This is a genomic window from Brachybacterium netajii (SeqCode) (assembly GCF_054114245.1).
In genome coordinates, this window is the sequence record NZ_JBSYXB010000008.1 from 63,839 (window position 1) to 83,088 (window position 19,250).

General features: G+C 69.5%; 12 protein-coding genes and 1 tRNA gene. 10 read left to right on the top strand and 3 right to left on the bottom strand.

The features are described from left to right. Window positions 1-109: 109 nt before the first annotated feature. Window positions 110-1,114, bottom strand: coding sequence for an adenosine deaminase (locus ACXET9_RS13440; protein WP_457887263.1), 1,005 nt, complete (start codon window positions 1,112-1,114; stop codon window positions 110-112). A gap of 112 nt (window positions 1,115-1,226) precedes the next feature. Continuing rightward, window positions 1,227-2,468 carry a pyridoxal phosphate-dependent aminotransferase gene (locus ACXET9_RS13445; protein ID WP_457887156.1) on the bottom strand — a complete coding sequence of 414 codons (1,242 nt, stop codon included), beginning with the start codon at window positions 2,466-2,468 and terminating at the stop codon, window positions 1,227-1,229. 214 nt (window positions 2,469-2,682) lie between these two features. On the opposite strand from ACXET9_RS13445, the gene ACXET9_RS13450 reads away from it, so the two are divergent. The 6 genes from ACXET9_RS13450 to ACXET9_RS13475 all read left to right on the top strand — a co-directional run bounded on the left by ACXET9_RS13450 (window position 2,683) and on the right by ACXET9_RS13475 (window position 5,913). After that, window positions 2,683-2,755 (top strand) — tRNA-Trp (locus tag ACXET9_RS13450). A gap of 61 nt (window positions 2,756-2,816) precedes the next feature. After that, window positions 2,817-3,080: a preprotein translocase subunit SecE gene (secE, locus tag ACXET9_RS13455; protein ID WP_457887157.1), complete on the top strand. Its 264-nt coding sequence runs from the start codon at window positions 2,817-2,819 to the stop codon at window positions 3,078-3,080. A 127-nt stretch (window positions 3,081-3,207) separates the two neighbouring features. After that, the gene (gene nusG, locus ACXET9_RS13460; protein ID WP_457887158.1) at window positions 3,208-4,185 is read left to right on the top strand and encodes a transcription termination/antitermination protein NusG; all 978 of its coding nucleotides are present in this window, start codon (window positions 3,208-3,210) and stop codon (window positions 4,183-4,185) included. A 322-nt stretch (window positions 4,186-4,507) separates the two neighbouring features. Further along, window positions 4,508-4,939 carry a 50S ribosomal protein L11 gene (rplK, locus tag ACXET9_RS13465; protein WP_457887159.1) on the top strand — a complete coding sequence of 144 codons (432 nt, stop codon included), beginning with the start codon at window positions 4,508-4,510 and terminating at the stop codon, window positions 4,937-4,939. A gap of 5 nt (window positions 4,940-4,944) precedes the next feature. After that, the gene (gene rplA / locus ACXET9_RS13470) at window positions 4,945-5,664 is read left to right on the top strand and encodes a 50S ribosomal protein L1 (protein WP_457887160.1); all 720 of its coding nucleotides are present in this window, start codon (window positions 4,945-4,947) and stop codon (window positions 5,662-5,664) included. A gap of 84 nt (window positions 5,665-5,748) precedes the next feature. After that, window positions 5,749-5,913 (top strand): hypothetical protein, encoded by a 165-nt coding sequence (locus ACXET9_RS13475; RefSeq protein ID WP_457887161.1) that lies wholly within the window; start codon window positions 5,749-5,751, stop codon window positions 5,911-5,913. A 446-nt stretch (window positions 5,914-6,359) separates the two neighbouring features. Here ACXET9_RS13475 and adhE read toward each other — a convergent pair whose 3' ends face one another. Next, complete coding sequence (adhE, locus tag ACXET9_RS13480; protein WP_457887163.1) at window positions 6,360-9,083, bottom strand: bifunctional acetaldehyde-CoA/alcohol dehydrogenase; 2,724 nt, start codon at window positions 9,081-9,083, stop codon at window positions 6,360-6,362. Window positions 9,084-9,925: 842 nt separating this feature from the next. Between adhE and rplJ the strand changes: the two genes are divergently transcribed. The 4 genes from rplJ to ACXET9_RS13500 all read left to right on the top strand — a co-directional run bounded on the left by rplJ (window position 9,926) and on the right by ACXET9_RS13500 (window position 19,025). Then, entirely contained in the window at window positions 9,926-10,441 is a 516-nt protein-coding gene (rplJ, locus tag ACXET9_RS13485; RefSeq protein WP_457887164.1) for a 50S ribosomal protein L10, read from the top strand. A gap of 160 nt (window positions 10,442-10,601) precedes the next feature. Further along, a complete protein-coding gene (gene rplL, locus ACXET9_RS13490; protein WP_457887165.1) occupies window positions 10,602-10,988 on the top strand; it encodes a 50S ribosomal protein L7/L12 in 387 nt (128 codons plus the stop codon). 569 nt (window positions 10,989-11,557) lie between these two features. Further along, a complete protein-coding gene (gene rpoB / locus ACXET9_RS13495) occupies window positions 11,558-15,046 on the top strand; it encodes a DNA-directed RNA polymerase subunit beta (protein WP_457887166.1) in 3,489 nt (1,162 codons plus the stop codon). Between the two features lie 94 nt (window positions 15,047-15,140). Further along, window positions 15,141-19,025: a DNA-directed RNA polymerase subunit beta' gene (locus tag ACXET9_RS13500; RefSeq protein WP_457887168.1), complete on the top strand. Its 3,885-nt coding sequence runs from the start codon at window positions 15,141-15,143 to the stop codon at window positions 19,023-19,025. Window positions 19,026-19,250 lie beyond the last annotated feature (225 nt).

Here is a 19,250-nt window from a genome sequence, read left to right on the forward strand (position 1 = left end):
GGCCCCCATCGCCACGCGGCGATGGGGGCCGACGCATGTTCCGGGGCGGCCCGTCCGCCGGCCGCGCTGCGAGACGGCTGCGGGGCATGCCCGTCCGCCGGCCGCGCTGTCAGGCGGCGGGCGGGGCGGCGAGCCAGGCGTCGACCCCGGCGAGGAGCCGGGCCCGGGTGGCCTCGTCGGCGGTGGAGACCCGGATCGACGAGGCGGCGAGGCCCGCGAGCTCGCGGTCGTCGAGCCCGACGGCCCGGGCGGTCCGGTACTGGTCCAGCAGGCGCGAGCCGAACAGCAGCGGATCGTCGGCGCCGAGAGCGACCTGCGCGCCGGAGGCGATCAGCCGTCGCAGCGGCACCTCCTCCGGCCGGCTGACGACGCCCAGCGAGGCGTTCGACGCCGGGCACACCTCGAGCCCGATCCCGGCCTCGGCGATCCGCTCGAGCAGATGCGGATCCTCGGCGGCCCGCACCCCGTGCCCCAGCCGGTCCGGATGCAGATGGTCGACCACGTCGCGGACGTGCTCGGGCCCCAGCAGCTCGCCGCCGTGGGGGACCGCCGCGAGCCCCGCCGCGCGGGCGATGCGGAACGCGCCCGCGAACTCCGCCGTGTCGCCGCGGCGCTCGTCGTTCGAGAGCCCGAAGCCGACGACCCTCCCGGCATGGAGCGCTGCGAGCCGTGCCAGGGTGCGCGCATCGAGAGGGTGCCGGGTGCGCGATGCGGCCACGACGATCCCGATGCTGACGCCCGTCGCGCGCTCGCTCGCCGCCGCCTCGTCGAGCACGATCTCGAGCGCCGGCGTGATGCCGCCGACGAACGGCGCATAGCTCGTCGGATCGACCTGCAGCTCGAGACGGCCCGAGCCCTCGGCCGCGTCGTCCTCGGCGGCCTCGCGGACGATGCGGCGCATCGCCGCCTCCGAGTCGACGACCGCCCGGGCCGTGTCGTACTGCCGCTGGAAGCGGAACCAGCCGCGACGGGTCGGCTCGACCTGCAGCGCCGTGCCGTCGGTCAGCGAGCGGGGCAGGCGCAGACGGCGCTCGGCGGCGAGGTCGATCAGCGTCGACGGACGCATCGACCCCGTGAAATGCAGGTGCAGATGCGCTTTGGGCAGGCTGCGCAGGTCGCGACGGCCCGGAGGGCGATCCGCGTCCCTGCCGGGTGCGTCCGTGCCGACGCGGTCCGCGCGCCCGTCGGCGCGGTCCGCGGTCCTGCTCACCGGAGCCGTCCCGCGATCACTCGGAGAGCAGGGCGATGACGCGGTCGATGCCCTCGGCGAGGTCCGCGTCGTTGAGCGCGTAGGAGAAGCGCAGGTGCCCCGGGGCGCCGAAGGCCTCGCCGGGCACGGCCGCGACCTCGGCGTGCTCGAGGATCGCCGCGGCGAGCTCGGAGGAGCTCTCCACGCGGGTCCCGCGGATCTCGCGGCCGAGCGCTCCGGAGACGTCGGGGAAGGCGTAGAAGGCGCCCGTCGGCGTCGGCACCGAGAAGCCGGGGACCTGCGAGAGCTTCTCGACGATCGTCCGACGACGGCGGTCGAAGGCCTGGCGCATCTCCTCGACGGGCTCCATCGGGCCGGTCAGCGCCGCGACGGCCGCGCGCTGGGCGATGTTGTTGACGTTCGAGGTCAGGTGCGACTGCAGGTTCGAGGCAGCCGTGATGACGTCCTGCGGGCCGACCATCCAGCCCACCCGCCAGCCGGTCATGGCGAAGGTCTTGGCGACGCCGCCGAGCAGCACCGTGGTCTCGGCGAGCTCGGGCACCTCGGCGAGGATCGAGGTGAAGGCGACGCCGTCGTAGGTGAGGTGCTGGTAGATCTCGTCGGAGATGACCCAGATGCCGTGCTCCAGGGCCCACTGCCCGAGGGCGCGGATCTGCTCGGCGCTCATGACGGAGCCGGTCGGGTTCGAGGGCGAGCACAGCAGCACGGCGCGGGTGGCGTCGGTGCGGGCGGCCTCGAGCTGCTCGATCGTCGGCAGGTAGTCCTGGTCGGCGCCGGCGAGGACCGGCACCTCGACCGCCCCGGCGAGGCGGATCGCCTCCGGGTAGGTGGTCCAGTAGGGCGCCGGGAGGATGACCTCGTCGCCCGGATCCAGCAGCGTCGCGAAGGTCTGGTAGACCGCCTGCTTGCCGCCGTTGGTGATGAGGGTCTGCGAGGGCGCGAACTCGAGGCCGGTCGACGCGGAGACGCTGTCGGCGACGGCCTGGCGCAGCGCGGGCAGCCCGGCGCCGGGGGAGTAGCGGTGGTTCGCGGGATCCTGGGCGGCGGCGACCGCGGCCTCGACGATGTGCGCGGGGGTCGGGAAGTCGGGCTCCCCGGCGCCGAAGCCGATCACCGGCCGGCCGGCGGCCTTCAGCGCCTTCGCGGTGGAGTCCACGGCGAGCGTCGCGGAGGGCGCGATCGCGGCGATGCGGCGCGAGACGCGGCCGTGGGGAGCGGGGGAGCTGGAGGCGGAGGCGGTGGCGTTGTCCTGGGTCACGCCCCTATCGTCGCAGAGCCCCGCGCCGCGTGCCAGGAAGCCCGACAGCTGGGCGTGGGAGGCCGACGGGGACCGCGCCCCGCGTCTCACGATGTGACGTGGTCCGAGTCGATTCGCGCTCGACCCGATCGGCTTGTATGCTGGTCGTCGGCCCGAACCGGACGCCCCTGAGGAAGGGGCGAGTCGCAGGGTCCACGGGGAGAGATCCTCGTGAAGGGTAGTGGCGCAATTGGTAGCGCAGCGGTCTCCAAAACCGCAGGTTGCAGGTTCGAGCCCTGTCTACCCTGCCCGTCCGGTCGGGATCGTCCGGCCGGTGCGGATGACCACGAGAGATCGGACAGGCCAGACGTGAATTCCAGCCAGAACGCTCCGACCGCCTCTCCGCGCGAGGACGGCCGGCCCCAGGGGTCGTCGAACCCGTTCGTGGCCATCGGCCTCTTCATCCGCCAGGTCATCGCCGAGCTTCGCAAGGTCGTCGTCCCGACCCGCAAGGAGCTGATCGTCTACTCGATCACCGTCCTCGCGTTCGTCGCTCTCATGATCTTCTTCATCTTCGGCCTCGATGCGGCCTTCTCCTGGCTGGCCCGGGTGACCTTCGTCGTCCCTCAGTGAGCTCGCCGCTAGACTGGGCCGCCCCTGTGGGATGCGCGGCCGAGGCGCCGCCGAGGATGCCCTGCCGCCCGCGCAGATCCCCCGCAACGATCCGACACACAGCCGTCAGGAAGGCAGGTTCACGCACGTGAACGAGCAGACCTCTAGCCCGGAGGACTCCTACGAGGACGTCGACGACTCCCTGTCGTTCTCCGCGTCCGCCGAGGCTCCCGCCGCGGAGCAGGCCGATGCCGATGCCGATGCGGCCGCCGAGGCCTTCGCCGCCGATGCGACCGACGAGCTGAGCGAGGACCTCGCGTCCGACGCCGCCGCCTCCGACGACGAGTCCGCCGCTGACGAGACCGACGACGCCGAGGCCCCTGCGGTCGCCGACGAGGCTCCCGCGGCCGATGATGAGGCCGACGCGGTCGACGCGGTCGAGTCCGACGACGCGAGCGAGTCCGCGGACGACGCCGACGCCCCTGCCGCCGAGGATGCCGCCGCTGCCGAGGACGAGGAGGAGGATCCCCTGCAGGTCCTCCGCCGCCACCTGCGCGCTGCCCCCGGCGACTGGTACGTCGTGCACTCCTACTCCGGTCACGAGAACCGCGTGCGCACGCAGCTGACCACGCGCATCGAGACCCAGGACATGGAGGAGTACATCTTCCAGGTCGAGGTCCCGATGGAGGACGCGACCGAGATCAAGAACGGTCAGAAGAAGATCGTCCGCCGCGTGCGCGTGCCCGGATACGTGCTCGTCCGCATGGACCTGACCAGCGAGTCCTGGCGAGTCGTCCGCGACACCCCCGGGGTCACCGGCTTCGTCGGCAACGCGACCGACCCGACGCCGCTCTCCTTCGACGAGATCTACTCGCTGCTCGAGCCGTCCGTCGGCCTGCCCGAGAAGAAGCGCTCCTCCGGCTCGGCTGCGAAGGCCGCCGCCGCGAAGAAGATCCCCGCCTTCGAGATCGGCGAGTCGGTCACCGTCATGGACGGCCCCTTCGAGACCATGCCGGCCTCGATCTCCGAGATCAACGCCGAGACCCAGAAGCTCCAGGTGCTGGTGTCGATCTTCGGCCGCGAGACCCCGGTCGAGCTCGGCTTCGACCAGGTCGCCAAGATCTGATCCGCCGCCGCGGCGAGTCCGCGGCGCACCGCTGCAGCGCCCGACGGCGAGGACGACCTCCTCGCCGTCGGGCGCTTCCGCGCTCGGTCGGCTGGGGGCAGATGGCTGACGGCAGACGAGCCCGGCCCGTCGGCCGGTGGCAGGGGTGCCCGGACCGTCGGCCGACGAATCGGACCAAGATCACCCTCCTCCCCGGTCGACGGGAGATGACGGGACGGGTAACGTCGACCAAGGCTGTCCGCGTCCCCTCGGGGACGAGGCGCCGTGTGGGAGGAGCTGTGATGAGCTCCGCCCGGACCACGACAAAGTGAGGATGAGCAATATGGCTCCCAAGAAGAAGATCGCGAGCATCATCAAGCTCCAGATCCAGGCCGGCCAGGCCACCCCTGCGCCGCCCGTGGGTCCCGCGCTCGGCGCTGCCGGCGTGAACATGATGGAGTTCGTCAAGGCCTACAACGATGCGACCGCCGATCAGCGCGGCAACATCATCCCGGTCGAGATCACGGTGTACGAGGATCGCTCGTTCACCTTCATCACCAAGACCCCGCCGGCCGCCGAGCTCATCAAGAAGGCCGCTGGCCTCCAGAAGGGCTCCGCCACGCCGCACACCGTCAAGGTGGGCAAGATCACCCAGGCGCAGGTCCGCGAGATCGCGGAGACCAAGATGCCTGATCTGAACGCGAACGACATCGAGGCCGCGGCGAAGATCGTCGCCGGCACCGCTCGTTCCATGGGCATCACGGTGGAGGGCTGAGAACGATGGCATTCCGTAGCAAGGCTTACAAGGACGGCGCCGCGAAGATCGAGGAGGGCCGCTTCTACACGCCCCTCGACGCGCTCCGTCTCGCGCAGAAGACCAACTCCGCGAAGTTCGACGCCTCCGTCGAGGTCGCGATGCGTCTCGGCGTCGACCCCCGCAAGGCGGACCAGATGGTGCGCGGCACCGTCAACCTGCCCAACGGCACCGGCAAGACCGCTCGCGTCATCGTGTTCGCGACCGGCCCGCAGGCCGAGGCCGCTCGTGAGGCCGGCGCCGACGAGGTCGGCGACGACGAGCTCATCGAGAAGGTCGCCGGCGGCTGGACCGACTTCGACGCGGCTGTCGCCACGCCGAACCTGATGGGCAAGGTCGGCAAGCTCGGCCGCGTCCTCGGCCCCCGCGGCCTCATGCCGAACCCGAAGACCGGCACGGTCACGATGGACACGGCCAAGGCCGTGAACGACATCAAGGGCGGCAAGATCGAGTTCCGCACCGACCGTGCGGCCAACCTGCACTACATCATCGGCAAGACCTCGTTCACCGATGCACAGCTGGTCGAGAACTACATCGCCGCGCTCGACGAGATCCTCCGGCTGAAGCCGTCCTCCGCGAAGGGCCGCTACATCTCGAAGATCACCGTGTCCACCACCATGGGCCCCGGCATCCCGGTCGACGTGAACCGCACCCGCAACCTCGCCGAGGAGACCGACGAGGCCTGATCCGCCCCGTCGTCCTCGCGGACGCTGCATCCGAGAAGGCCCCGCTCATCATCAGATGAGCGGGGCCTTCCGCATGCTGTGCTGGTGCTGGTGCTGGTGCTGGTGCTGGTGCTGGTGCTGGTGCTGGTGCTGGTGCTGGTGCTGGTGCTGGTGCTGGTGCTGGTGCTGGCACCGGCACCGGCACCGGCACTGGCGCTGGCACGGAGCCCTGCCACCTCGATCCAGTGGCCGGAAGCTGCCGGAAAGTGAGCGCTTCAGCTACTGCCCATGGACACTCGAGGGAGGTCACGGGCATAGCGCGCTCTCGAGACGTGGTGCGGCGTGATGAGGCATGGCGCGGTGTGGTGGGGGCATGATGCGGCAGAGCGCGGGGCAAGGCAGGACGGAGCGGGCCGTGACGCCGCGAAGCCCGGGGGCATGTTCGGCCCAGTGGCCGGAAACTGCTGGAAAGTGAGCGCTTCAGCTACTGCCCATGGACACTCGAGGGTGAATAGGTGCAAGGGAGGCCCTCACGAGCGGTCCGAGCGCGCTCGTGCCCGTACCTGCGGTGTCCGTGCTCGCCTCACCGGCACGCCAGCCCGCTCGGAGCGTCTTCGCAGGCCGCCCGACGCGACGTCGTCCCGTCCGCGGTGCACACGGACGGGACGACGCCGTCGCTCTGGGCAACTCAGCCCCGGGCTCTCAGCCTCCGACGCTCAACCCTTCGCGATGGAGGCCTCGACGTCGGCCTGCAGGCGGGCGCTGCGACCCACCTCGCCGGTGAAGGCGTCCTCGATCAGGCCCTTGAGCTCGGAGACCAGGGGCTGCTTCGGGTTCGCCGTGGTGCACTGGTCCTCGAAGGCCCGGTAGGCGAGCTCGTCGACCGATGCCTCCAGGTGCTCGCGGGTGACGCCGTTGCCCTCGAGGCTCATGGTGATCCCGAGGTCCTCGGCGAGCGAGGTGACCGCGTCGATGAGGGACTGGACGCCCTCCTCGGTCGTCGCGGCCGGCAGGCCCATCGCCCGGGCGAAGTCGGCGAGGTCCGTGTCCGCCCGGAAGGAGTCGTACTTCGGGAAGATCGCGTGCTTGACGGGCTTCTGGGCGTTGTAGGCGATCACGTGGGGCAGGAAGATCGCGTTCATGCGCCCGTGGGCCATGCCGAACTCGGCACCGCACTTGTGCGACAGCGAGTGGACGATGCCGAGGAAGGCGTTGGCGAAGGCCATGCCGGCCATCGCCGAGGCGTTGTGCACGGCCTCCTTGGCGGCCATGTCGTTCTCGAGCACCGCGGCGCGGAGGTTCGCGAGGATCAGCTGCGCGGCCCGGATCGACAGCCCGCGGGTGTAGTCGCTCGCCATGACCGATACGTAGGACTCGATCGCGTGGGTGAGCGCGTCCATGCCGGAGTCGGCGGCGGTGCGCGGGGGCACCGTGTCCACGAACTGCGAGTCGACGATGGCGACCGTGGGGGTCAGCGCGTAGTCGGCGAGCGGGTACTTCACGTGGGTCTCGGCGTCGGTGATGACCGCGAAGGGCGTGCACTCGGAGCCGGTGCCGGCGGTGGTCGGGATGGCCACGAACTGCGCCTTCCGTCCCATCTCGGGGAACTGGTAGGTGCGCTTGCGGATGTCCATGAACTTCTGCTTCATGCCGAAGTAGCTGGACTCGGGGTTCTCGTAGAACAGCCACATGCCCTTCGCGGCGTCCATGGCGGAGCCGCCGCCGAGGGCGATGATGCAGTCGGGGCGGAAGTCCGCCATCGCCTGCGCACCCTTGAAGACGGTCGTCGACGAGGGGTTGGGCTCGACGTCGGAGAAGATCGTCCACTGGGTGCCGTCGCCGCGGCGCCGGAGGTGGTCGATGATGATGTCGACGAAGCCGTGCTGCACCATGCCGGGGTCGGACACGATGAACACGCGCGACACCTTCGGCATCGCCTGCAGGTACTGCGTGGAGTACCGCTCGAAGTAGGTCTTCGGCGGGACCTTGAACCACTGCATGTTGGTGCGCCTCTCCGCGATCCGCTTGACGTTGATGAGGTCCCCGGCGCTGACGTTGTGGGAGACCGAGTTGTGGCCGTAGCTCCCGCAGCCGAGGGTGAGCGAGGGGATCAGGCCGTTGTAGATGTCGCCGATGCCGCCCTGGGCGCTCGGCGAGTTGGCGATGATGCGGCAGGCCTTCATCCGCAGGCCGAACTCGCGCTCGAGCGCGGCGTCGGCGGTGTGGATGACCGCGGTGTGGCCGAGGCCGCCGACGTCGAGCATCTGCTCGGCGCGCGCGAAGCCCTCGTCCTTCCCGGCCACCGGGCTGATCGCGAGCACGGGGCAGAGCTTCTCGAGCGAGAAGGGCTCGGCCAGGCCGACCTCGTCGATGCGCACGAGCAGCAGCTTGGTGCCGGCGGGGACCCTGATGCCGGCGTTCTCGGCGATGGTCGCGGCGCTCATGCCGACGACGCCGGGGGCGATCGTGCCCTTCGGGGTCACCATGTAGGCGCGCAGCGCCTTCTTCTGCTTCTCGTCGAGGAGGACGGCGCCGTACTCGGCGAACTCCGCGAGCAGCGGCTCCATGATCTCCTCATGGACGAAGACCGCCTGCTCGGAGGCGCAGATCATGCCGTTGTCGAAGGTCTTGGACAGCAGCAGGTCGTTGACGGTGCGGCGGATCGGGGCGGTCCGGTCGACGTACACGGGCACGTTGCCGGGGCCGACGCCGAGCGCCGGCTTGCCGGTCGAGTAGGCCGAGCGGACCATGCCGGCGCCGCCGGTGGCGAGGGTGAGCGCGATGCCGGGGTGGTTCAGCAGCGCGGTGGTGGCCTCGAGGGAGGGCTCGTCGATCCACTGGATGCAGTCCTCGGGGGAGCCTGCGGCGATGGCGGCGTCGCGCACGACGGTCGCCGCCTGCGCCGAGCACTGCTGGGCGCTCGGGTGGAAGGCGAAGACGATCGGGTTGCGGGTCTTCATCGCGATGATCGCCTTGAACATCACCGTCGAGGTCGGGTTGGTGACCGGGGTGACGCCCGCGACGACGCCGACGGGCTCCGCGATCTCGGTGATGCCGCGCTGGGTGTCCTCGGTCAGGACGCCGACGGTGCGGTCGTCCTTGATCGAGTTCCAGATGTACTCGGTCGCGAAGAGGTTCTTGACGCACTTGTCCTCGAAGAGGCCGCGGCCGGTCTCGTCGACGGCGAGCTTCGCGAGCTGCATGTGCTGGTCGACGCCGGCGAGGGCCATGGCGTGGACGATCGCGTCGATCTGCTCCTGGTCGTAGTCGGCGAAGGCTCGCAGCGCCGTCTGCCCGCGCTCGGCGAGGGCGTCGATCATCGTGTCGACGGAGGTGTCGGCGCCGGTGCTCGGTTCGGTGCTCGGGCCGGCACCGGTCTCGGGCGCCGGGGCGGTGGCGTCGGCCGGGGGCGTGGGGGTCGTGGTCTCCGTGGCAGTCATTCCCGTTGTCCTGTCTTCCGTGGATCTCTTGAATCCGTCAGTTCGACGATAAGAAACCCGTTCTATGAAGTCCATCGCGTGATCCGGGGCTCGGGAATGCCCCGACCAAAGTCCCGAAAACGTCTATCGACGCAGGTCAGAAGCATGAGTGGATGCAGAAGGGAAATGTGTGGACGGTGCGCCGTCCGCTGGAGGGCGCGGCACCGGAAGGGGATTCTCCGGGAAGTGCTCGACGGGAGCCGGAGACGTTCTTCGGACATCGCCGGCCGTCGTCGGCCGTTGTCGGGATCGGTGCACCGAGGACTCTCGTCCCGCTCCGACCTGCGCGTTGGAGGGCACCATGGATGCTGGGCGACGCGGTCGTCCGGCGGGGCGACGGCGATGCGGCCGGCGCCTCCGACGACGGCCGTCCGGGAGACGACGGGATGGCCCGGGGGAGGGGCGGCGATGCGGGGCGGGAGGCGCCGGGGGACCTGGGTCCCGATGGCCGCGACGGAATCCCGGAGCGGACCCGTCCGGACGCGGAGCGCATGATCTGGGCCACTGTCCGCCGATAGTCCTGGATCCGTGCCGTCGGACGCGGCTACAGTGGGCGTACCGAAGACCGCCGGTCGTCGTCCTCGATCCCGAGGAGGACCGAAGGATTCCCTCACGGGATGGCCTGCGCAGGTGAATGAAGCGACCTTGCGCGGTCGCGATCCATGGTCGGGGCTCTGCCCGTCGGCCGCGGATCGTGTGCGCACCGAGGCCTCGACACCTGCGTGTCGAGGCCTTTTCCGTTCCCCGCACCTGTGCGGGCGGGCTCCTTCAGCCGGAGGCGAGAGACCTCTGGAAGGAGGGCCATGGCGAACCCCGACAAGGTGACCGCCGTCGGCGAGATCACGGAGCTGTTCCGTGAGTCCGACGCCGCCGTCATCACCGAATACCGCGGTCTCAGCGTCGAGCAGCTCAAGCAGCTGCGTCGTGCGCTGGGTTCCGAGACGACCTACGCCGTGGTGAAGAACACGCTCACGGAGATTGCCGCCCGCGAGGCCGGCATCGACGCCTTCGAGGGCAAGCTCAGCGGTCCTACCGCTATCGCCTTCATCAAGGGTGAGCCTGTGGAGCCTGCGAAGGCTCTGCGTGACTTCGCCAAGGATCACGGCCAGCTCGTGATCAAGTCCGGCTACTTCGAGGGCAAGGCGCTCTCGGAGGAGGACGTCAAGAAGCTCGCGGACCTCGAGTCCCGCGAGGTCCTGCTGGCCAAGGCTGCGGGCGCCCTCAAGGGCTCGCTGTCCAAGGCCGCCGCCGTGTTCCAGGCGCCGCTGTCGAAGACGGCGCGCACCGTGGACGCGCTGCGGGCCAAGCAGGAGGCCTGAGCCGCACGGCTCGTGCCTCCGAGCACCATCGCAGCCTCAGCGCTGTCCACCGGTTGCCCCTCCTGAGGGGCGTCGGACCGCATGACCAGGCGCACGCGCGCCGCCCATAACGCAGGGATCGGGCGATGACCCGGTTCCACCGACAGGAAGGAACGCCACCATGGCGAAGCTCAGCAACGACGAGCTCATCGACGTCTTCAAGGAGATGTCCCTCATCGAGCTGTCCGAGTTCGTGAAGCAGTTCGAGGAGGTCTTCGACGTCACCGCCGCGGCCCCCGTGGCCGTCGCGGCCGCCGGTGCGCCGGCTGCCGGCGGCGAGGCCGCCGCCGAGGAGAAGACCGAGTTCGACGTCATCCTCGAGTCGGCCGGCTCGGCCAAGATCGGCGTCATCAAGGAGGTGCGCGCCCTCACCTCCCTCGGTCTGAAGGAGGCCAAGGAGCTCGTCGACGGCGCCCCCAAGGCCGTCCTCGAGGGCGTCAAGAAGGAGGACGCGGACGCGGCCAAGGAGAAGCTCGAGGCTGCCGGCGCGACCGTCTCCGTCAAGTGATCTCCGGCGCTCTCTGAGCGCCTCGCGCATCACGCGCCGAAGGGCCGTCCCGCATATGCGGGGCGGCCCTTCGCCATGCCCGGGTCCGGAACGACGGGGTGCGGCCGGGTGCGGCCGGGTGCCGCGCGGAGGATGCGTCGGAGTCCGACGGGCGGGAGGCGCTGGTCGCAGGCCCGGGGAGGGGGCTGCGACGGGATCCCGTGGGCGGCCGGGCGGGGCCCCTGCTTGACTCCGCCGCGTTTTTCTTCCATCCTGTCGTGGTCACAGCGCTGTTCCTGCCGTGCGATCCCCGGTGCTTCCGGTGCGGGTCGAGTCGAGAGAGACGGGCAGGAGGCTCCGTGGACAGCTTCCGCGCCAGGCATATGGCGGCCGTCGCGGATGGACCGGTCTTCTGACCCCCTTGTGTCCATCCGTGTACTTGTGTATGCTCGTCCTTCGCGCTGTGCGTCGTCCGCGGGGACTGCTGCCATCATGCTGCTGCTCCTGCTGTGCTGCCTGCTTCCGCCGTCGCCCCACGGGTCCACGCCGCGCCTGGGAACCCGTCATCGGCCTGTGGAAGGACCCCACCCTTGGCTGCCTCGAGCACCGATCGCACCACCGCCATCTCTCTGCGCACCGCTTCTCCGCGCGTCACCTTCGCCAAGCTGGGCGACCCCATCGACGTGCCGGACCTGCTGAGCCTGCAGACGACGTCCTTCGACTGGCTGCTCGGCAACGAGCGCTGGCAGGAGCGGGCCGCCGCCGCTGCCGCCATCGGTCAGGACGACGTCCCGCAGACCTCCGGTCTGGCCGACATCCTCGAGGAGATCTCTCCGATCGAGGACTTCGCCGGGAACATGTCGCTGTCCTTCCGCGACCACACCTTCGACGACCCGAAGTACACGGTCGACGAGTGCAAGGAGAAGGACCTCACCTACGCGGCTCCGCTGTACGTCATCGCGGAGTTCATGAACAACGAGACCGGTGAGATCAAGACCCAGACGGTCTTCATGGGCGAGTTCCCGCTCATGACCGACAAGGGCACCTTCATCATCAACGGCACCGAGCGCGTCGTCGTCTCCCAGCTGGTCCGCGCCCCCGGCGTGTACTTCGAGGAGAGCATCGACAAGACGAGCGACAAGCACGTCTTCTCGACCAAGATCATCCCCTCGCGCGGCGCGTGGCTCGAGTTCGAGGTGGACAAGCGCGACCAGGTCGCGGTCCGCATCGACCGCAAGCGCAAGCAGTCCGTGACGACGCTGCTGCAGGCCCTCGGCCTCTCGCACAGCGACATCCTCGAGGAGTTCGGCGAGTTCGAGTCGATGCGCTCGACGCTCGAGAAGGACCGCATCTCCTCGCAGGACGAGGCCCTCATGGACATCTACCGCAAGCAGCGTCCGGGCGAGCCCCCGACGCGCGATGCGGGCGAGGCCATGCTGAACAACCTCTACTTCAACGCCAAGCGCTACGACCTCGCGAAAGTCGGCCGCTACAAGATCGGCAAGAAGCTCGGCCTGGAGGCTCCGCTGTCGGAGTCGACCCTGCGCCTCGAGGACATCGTCGCCGCGGTCAAGTACATCGTCGCGCTGCACGACGGCGTCACGGAGTACACGAGCGCCGACGGCAAGCCGGTGCGCGTCGAGACCGACGACATCGATCACTTCGGCAACCGTCGCATCCGCGCCGTGGGCGAGCTGATCCAGAACCAGGTCCGCACGGGCCTGTCCCGCATGGAGCGCGTCGTCCGCGAGCGCATGACCACGCAGGACGTCGAGGCGATCACCCCGCTGACGCTGATCAACATCCGTCCGGTGACCGCGGCGATCAAGGAGTTCTTCGGAACCTCCCAGCTGTCGCAGTTCATGGATCAGAACAACCCGCTGTCGGGCCTGACCCACAAGCGCCGCCTCTCGGCGCTCGGCCCGGGCGGCCTCTCGCGCGACCGCGCCGGCATGGAGGTCCGCGACGTCCACCCGTCGCACTACGGCCGCATGTGCCCGATCGAGACCCCTGAGGGCCCGAACATCGGCCTGATCGGCTCGCTCGCGACCTTCGCGCGCATCAACCCCTTCGGCTTCATCGAGACCCCGTACCGCAAGGTCGAGGCCGGCAAGGTCACCGAGGAGATCGTCTACCTCACGGCCGACGACGAGGACCGCCACATCATCGCGCAGGCCAACGCGAAGATCGACGAGCACGGCACCTTCCTCGACGAGGCCGTCCTCTCGCGCACCCCGGGCGGCGAGCCCGAGCTGGTCCCGCCGACGGACGTCGACTACATGGACGTCTCGGCCCGCCAGATGGTGTCGGTCGCGACCGCGATGATCCCGTTCCTCGAGCACGACGACGCCAACCGCGCGCTCATGGGCTCGAACATGCAGCGCCAGGCCGTGCCGCTGCTCCGCGCCGAGATGCCGCTCGTCGGCACCGGCATGGAGCGACGTGCCGCGGTCGACGCGGGCGACGTGGTCGTGGCCAAGAAGGCCGGCGTCATCGAGGACCTCTCGGCGGACCTCATCTCCGTCATGGCCGACGACGGCACCCGTCAGACCTACCCGATCGGGAAGTTCCAGCGCTCCAACGCGGGCAACTGCTATAACCCGCGCGTGCTGTTCGACCAGGGCGATCGCGTCGAGGCCGGCTCGATCCTGGCCGACGGTCCCTCCACCGACCAGGGCGAGCTCTCCATGGGCAAGAACCTGCTGGTCGCGTTCATGTCGTGGAACGGCCACAACTACGAGGACGGCATCATCCTGTCCTCGCGCATGGTCCAGGACGACGTCCTCACCTCGATCCACATCGAGGAGCACGAGGTCGACGCCCGCGACACCAAGCTCGGCAAGGAGGAGATCACCCGCGACATCCCCAACGTCGGCGACGACGTGCTCGCGGATCTCGACGAGCGCGGCATCATCCGTGTCGGCGCCGAGGTGCAGCCCGGCGACATCCTCGTCGGCAAGGTGACCCCGAAGGGCGAGACCGAGCTGACCCCGGAGGAGCGTCTGCTCCGCGCGATCTTCGGCGAGAAGGCGCGCGAGGTGCGCGACACCTCCCTGCGCGTCCCCCACGGCGAGACCGGCACCGTCATCGCGGTCCAGGTCTTCAACGACGAGGAGGATGGCGACATCCTCCCCACGGGCGTCAACGAGATGGTGCGCGTGTACGTCGCGCAGAAGCGCAAGATCACCGACGGCGACAAGCTCGCGGGCCGCCACGGCAACAAGGGCGTCATCGCGAAGATCCTCCCCGTCGAGGACATGCCCTTCCTCGAGGACGGCACCCCCGTCGACATCATCCTCAACCCGATGGGCGTGCCCGGTCGCATGAACATCGGCCAGGTGATGGAGACGCACCTGGGCTGGGTCGCCAAGTCCGGCTGGGACCTCGATCCCAGCGATGCGACCGCCGCCGACCTGCCCGAGTCCGCCCTCCACGGCGAGCCCGGCACCCCGGTCGCGGTCCCGGTCTTCGACGGCCTCACCGCCGACGAGGTCACCGGCCTGATCGCGAACCACCGTCCGAACCGCGACGGCGTGCGCATGGTCAAGGAGAACGGCAAGGCGCAACTGTTCGACGGCCGCTCCGGCGAGCCCTTCCCCGAGCCCATCTCGGTCGGCTACATGTACATCCTGAAGCTGCACCACCTCGTGGACGACAAGCTGCACGCTCGTTCCACGGGCCCGTACTCGATGATCACGCAGCAGCCGCTGGGCGGTAAGGCCCAGTTCGGCGGCCAGCGCTTCGGCGAGATGGAGGTGTGGGCGCTCGAGGCGTACGGCGCCGCCTACGCCCTGCAGGAGCTGCTGACGATCAAGTCGGACGACATCCCCGGCCGCGTCAAGGTCTACGAGGCCATCGTCAAGGGCGAGAACATCCCCGAGCCCGGCATCCCGGAGTCGTTCCGCGTGCTCCTCAAGGAGATGCAGTCGCTCTGCCTGAACGTCGAGGTGTTGTCCAGCGACGGCACCGCGCAGGACGTCCGGGAGAACGACGAGGAGGTCTTCCGCGCGGCGGAGGAGCTCGGCATCGACCTGTCCCGCCGGCCCCACGAGGGCGTCGGCTCCATCGAAGAGGTCTGACGGATCGGGGGAGCGGCGCGCTCCGGCGCGCCGCCCCCTCCCTCAGCCCTGATCCCTCAGACCAGACGACTTCAGATTCGAGAGAAGGACACCTGTGCTCGACGTCAACACCTTCGACGAGCTGCGTATCGGCCTCGCGACCGCCGACGACATCCGTGCGTGGTCGCACGGCGAGGTCAAGAAGCCCGAGACCATCAACTACCGCACCCTGAAGCCCGAGATGGACGGCCTGTTCTGCGAGCGCATCTTCGGTCCCACGCGGGACTGGGAGTGCTACTGCGGCAAGTACAAGCGCGTCCGCTTCAAGGGCATCGTGTGCGAGCGCTGCGGCGTGGAGGTCACCAAGTCCTCCGTGCGCCGTGAGCGCATGGGCCACGTGGAGCTCGCCGCTCCCGTCACCCACATCTGGTACTTCAAGGGCGTGCCGAGCCGTCTCGGCTACCTGCTGGACCTCGCCCCCAAGGACCTCGAGAAGGTCATCTACTTCGCGGCCTACATGGTCACCGCGGTCGATGAGCAGGCCCGTCACGAGGATCTCCCGGACCTCCAGGCCCGTTTCGACCTGGAGACCAAGGAGCTGGCCTCCGAGCGCGACGCCGCGGTGAACGCCCGCGCGGTCGCCGCCGAGAAGGACCTCGCCGAGCTCGAGGCCGAGGGCGCCAAGGCCGATGCCAAGCGCAAGGTCCGCGACTCCGCCGAGCGCGAGCAGGCGCAGATCCGCAAGAAGTACGACGCGGAGATCGAGCGCGTCACCCGCGTGTGGGAGCGCTTCAAGGGCCTCAAGGTCGCCGACCTCGAGGGCGATGAGCAGCTCTACCGCGCCATGAAGCTACGCTACGGCACGTACTTCGAGGGCGGCATGGGCGCCGAGGCGATCCAGAAGCGCCTGCAGGACTTCGACCTGGACGCCGAGGCGGAGCTTCTGCGCGAGATCATCGCCACCGGCAAGGGCCAGAAGAAGGCCCGCGCCCTCAAGCGCCTGAAGGTCGTCTCGGCCTTCCGCACCACCACCAACTCGCCCGCGGGCATGGTGCTGGACTGCGTCCCGGTCATCCCGCCGGACCTGCGTCCGATGGTGCAGCTGGACGGCGGCCGCTTCGCGACCTCCGACCTCAACGACCTGTACCGTCGCGTGATCAACCGCAACAACCGCCTCAAGCGCCTCCTCGATCTCGGCGCCCCCGAGATCATCGTGAACAACGAGAAGCGCATGCTGCAGGAGTCGGTCGACTCGCTGTTCGACAACGGCCGTCGCGGCCGCCCGGTCACGGGCCCCGGCAACCGTCCGCTGAAGTCGCTCTCCGACATGCTCAAGGGCAAGCAGGGCCGCTTCCGCCAGAACCTGCTGGGCAAGCGCGTGGACTACTCGGGCCGCTCCGTCATCGTGAACGGTCCGCAGCTCCACCTGCACCAGTGCGGTCTGCCCAAGGGCATGGCGCTCGAGCTGTTCAAGCCCTTCGTCATGAAGCGCCTGGTCGAGCTGTCGCACGCGCAGAACGTGAAGGCCGCCAAGCGCATGGTCGAGCGCGCGCGCCCCGAGGTCTGGGACGTGCTCGAGGAGGTCATCACCGAGCACCCGGTGCTGCTGAACCGTGCGCCCACGCTGCACCGTCTCGGCATCCAGGCGTTCGAGCCGCAGCTCGTCGAGGGCAAGGCGATCCACCTGCACCCGCTCGTCTGCGCCGCCTTCAACGCGGACTTCGACGGCGACCAGATGGCCGTCCACCTGCCCCTGAGCGCGGAGGCGCAGGCCGAGGCCCGCATCCTCATGCTCTCGAGCAACAACATCCTCAAGCCGTCGGACGGCCGTCCGGTGACCATGCCCGCCCAGGACATGATCATCGGTCTGTACCACCTGACGACCGAGCGCGACGACGTCCCCGGCGCCGGGCGCATCTTCTCCTCCGTGGCGGAGGCGATCATGGCCCACGACTCCGGTGAGCTGCACCTGAACGCCCCGGTGAAGATCCGCTTCGACGACATCGTCCCGCCGCGCGGATGGGACGCTCCGGAGGGCTGGTCCGAGGGCGATCCGATCATCCTCAGCACCTCTCTCGGCGCGGTCTACTTCAACGAGACGCTGCCGGTCGACTTCCCGTACGTCGAGGGCCAGGTCGGCAAGAAGCGTCTGGGATCGATCGTCAACGAGCTCGCCGAGCGCTACGACAAGGGCCAGGTGGCCGCGTCCCTGGACGCGCTGAAGTCCTACGGCTTCTCCTGGTCGACCCGTTCGGGCGTGTCCTTCGCCCTGTCGGACGTCGTGACCCCGCCCTCCAAGGCGGAGATCATCGCGAAGTACGAGGCGAAGGCCGCTCAGGTCCAGGAGAACCGCGACCTGGGCCTGGTCTCCGAGGCCGAGCGCAACATCGAGCTCATCGACATCTGGTCGGAGGCGACCAACGAGGTCGACAACGCCATGCGTGAGAACTTCGAGTCCACCAACACCATCTTCCGGATGGTGCACTCGGGCGCTCGAGGCAACTGGATGCAGATCCGTCAGATCGCCGGCATGCGCGGTCTGGTGAACAACCCGAAGGGCGAGATCATCCCGCGCCCGATCCTCTCCAACTACAAGGAGGGGCTCTCGGTCCTGGAGTACTTCATCGCCTCGCACGGCTCCCGCAAGGGCCTCGCGGACACGGCGCTGAAGACCGCCCAGTCGGGCTACCTGACGCGTCGTCTGGTGGACGTCTCGCAGGACGTCATCATCCGCGAGCACGACTGCGGCACCTCCAAGGGCCTGGTCCTGCCGATCGCGGTCGAGGAGGCCGGCGCCCTGCGCGCCTACGAGCACGTGGAGTCGACCGTCTACGGTCGCGTGCTGGCCACCCCGGCGATCGGCGGCGAGGGCCAGGAGGCCGCCCCGGCGGGCTCCGAGGTCGGCGACGTGCTCATCGAGCAGCTCGTCGAGGCGGGCGTCCGCGAGGTCAAGATCCGTTCGGTCCTGACCTGCGAGTCCTCCTCGGGCACCTGCGCGCTGTGCTACGGCCGTTCGCTCGCGACCGGTCAGCTCGTGGACATCGGCGAGGCCGTCGGCATCATCGCCGCCCAGTCCATCGGCGAGCCCGGCACGCAGCTGACGATGCGTACCTTCCACACCGGTGGTGTGGCCAGCGCCGACGGCGACATCACGCACGGTCTGCCGCGTGTGCAGGAGCTGTTCGAGGCCCGCACCCCGGCCGGCTTCGCGCCGATCACCGAGGCCGCCGGCCGCCTGGAGATCGAGGAGAACGACAAGCAGCGTCGTCTCACGATCACCCCGGACGACGGCACCGACCCGGTCACCTACACGGTCTCCAAGCGCGTGTCGCTCCTGGTGGCCGACGGCGATCACGTCGAGGTCGGCCAGCAGCTCAGCCAGGGCTCCGTGGACCCGAAGCAGGTGCTGCGCATCCTCGGCCCCCGCGCCGTGCAGCAGCACCTCGTGGACGAGGTCCAGAAGGTCTACATCAGCCAGGGCGTGGACATCCACGCGAAGCACATCGAGGTCATCGTGCGCCAGATGCTCCGTCGCGTGACGGTCATCGAGTCCGGCGACACCGATCTGCTGCCCGGCGACTTCGCCGAGCGCCTCACCTTCGAGCGCGAGAACCGTCGCGTGCTCTCCGAGGGCGGACAGCCGGCCTCCGGCCGTCCGGAGCTCATGGGCATCACGAAGGCGTCGCTCGCGACGGACTCGTGGCTGTCGGCGGCCTCCTTCCAGGAGACCACCCGCGTGCTCACCGAGGCCGCCCTGAACCGCAAGAGCGACTCGCTCCTGGGGCTCAAGGAGAACGTCATCATCGGCAAGCTCATCCCCGCCGGCACGGGCCTGTCCCGGTTCCGCCGGATCGTGGTCGAGCCGACCGACGAGGCGAAGGCGCAGATGTACCAGGTGCCCGGCTACGACGAGCTGGACTTCTCCGGCTTCGGCCAGTCCGGCTCCGTCAACCTCGACGACATCGACTACGCGGACCCGTTCCGGACGGACTACCGCTGATGCGCTGAGCTGATCGACCGATCAGCAGATCCCGATCCCGCCACCCCTCCGGGGAGGCGGGCTCGGAGGCCGACGGGCGGTCCCACCGATGGTGGGGCCGCCCGTCGGCGTTCCCAGGTCCGGCCGTCGGCGTTCCCGGAGCCGGCAGTCGGAGAGCCGGGTTCCGCCGTCGGAGAGCCCGGTCGCCGCCGGCGGTCCCGCCCCGCGTCCCCGTCGGGGGATAAT

Coding starts and splice junctions, on each gene's coding strand:
- adhE (WP_457887163.1), bottom strand. CDS start 9,083: ATGACTGCCACGGAGACCACGACCCCCACGCCCCCGGCCGACGCCACC.
- rplA (WP_457887160.1), top strand. CDS start 4,945: ATGGCATTCCGTAGCAAGGCTTACAAGGACGGCGCCGCGAAGATCGAG.
- rplJ (WP_457887164.1), top strand. CDS start 9,926: ATGGCGAACCCCGACAAGGTGACCGCCGTCGGCGAGATCACGGAGCTG.
- rplK (WP_457887159.1), top strand. CDS start 4,508: ATGGCTCCCAAGAAGAAGATCGCGAGCATCATCAAGCTCCAGATCCAG.
- rplL (WP_457887165.1), top strand. CDS start 10,602: ATGGCGAAGCTCAGCAACGACGAGCTCATCGACGTCTTCAAGGAGATG.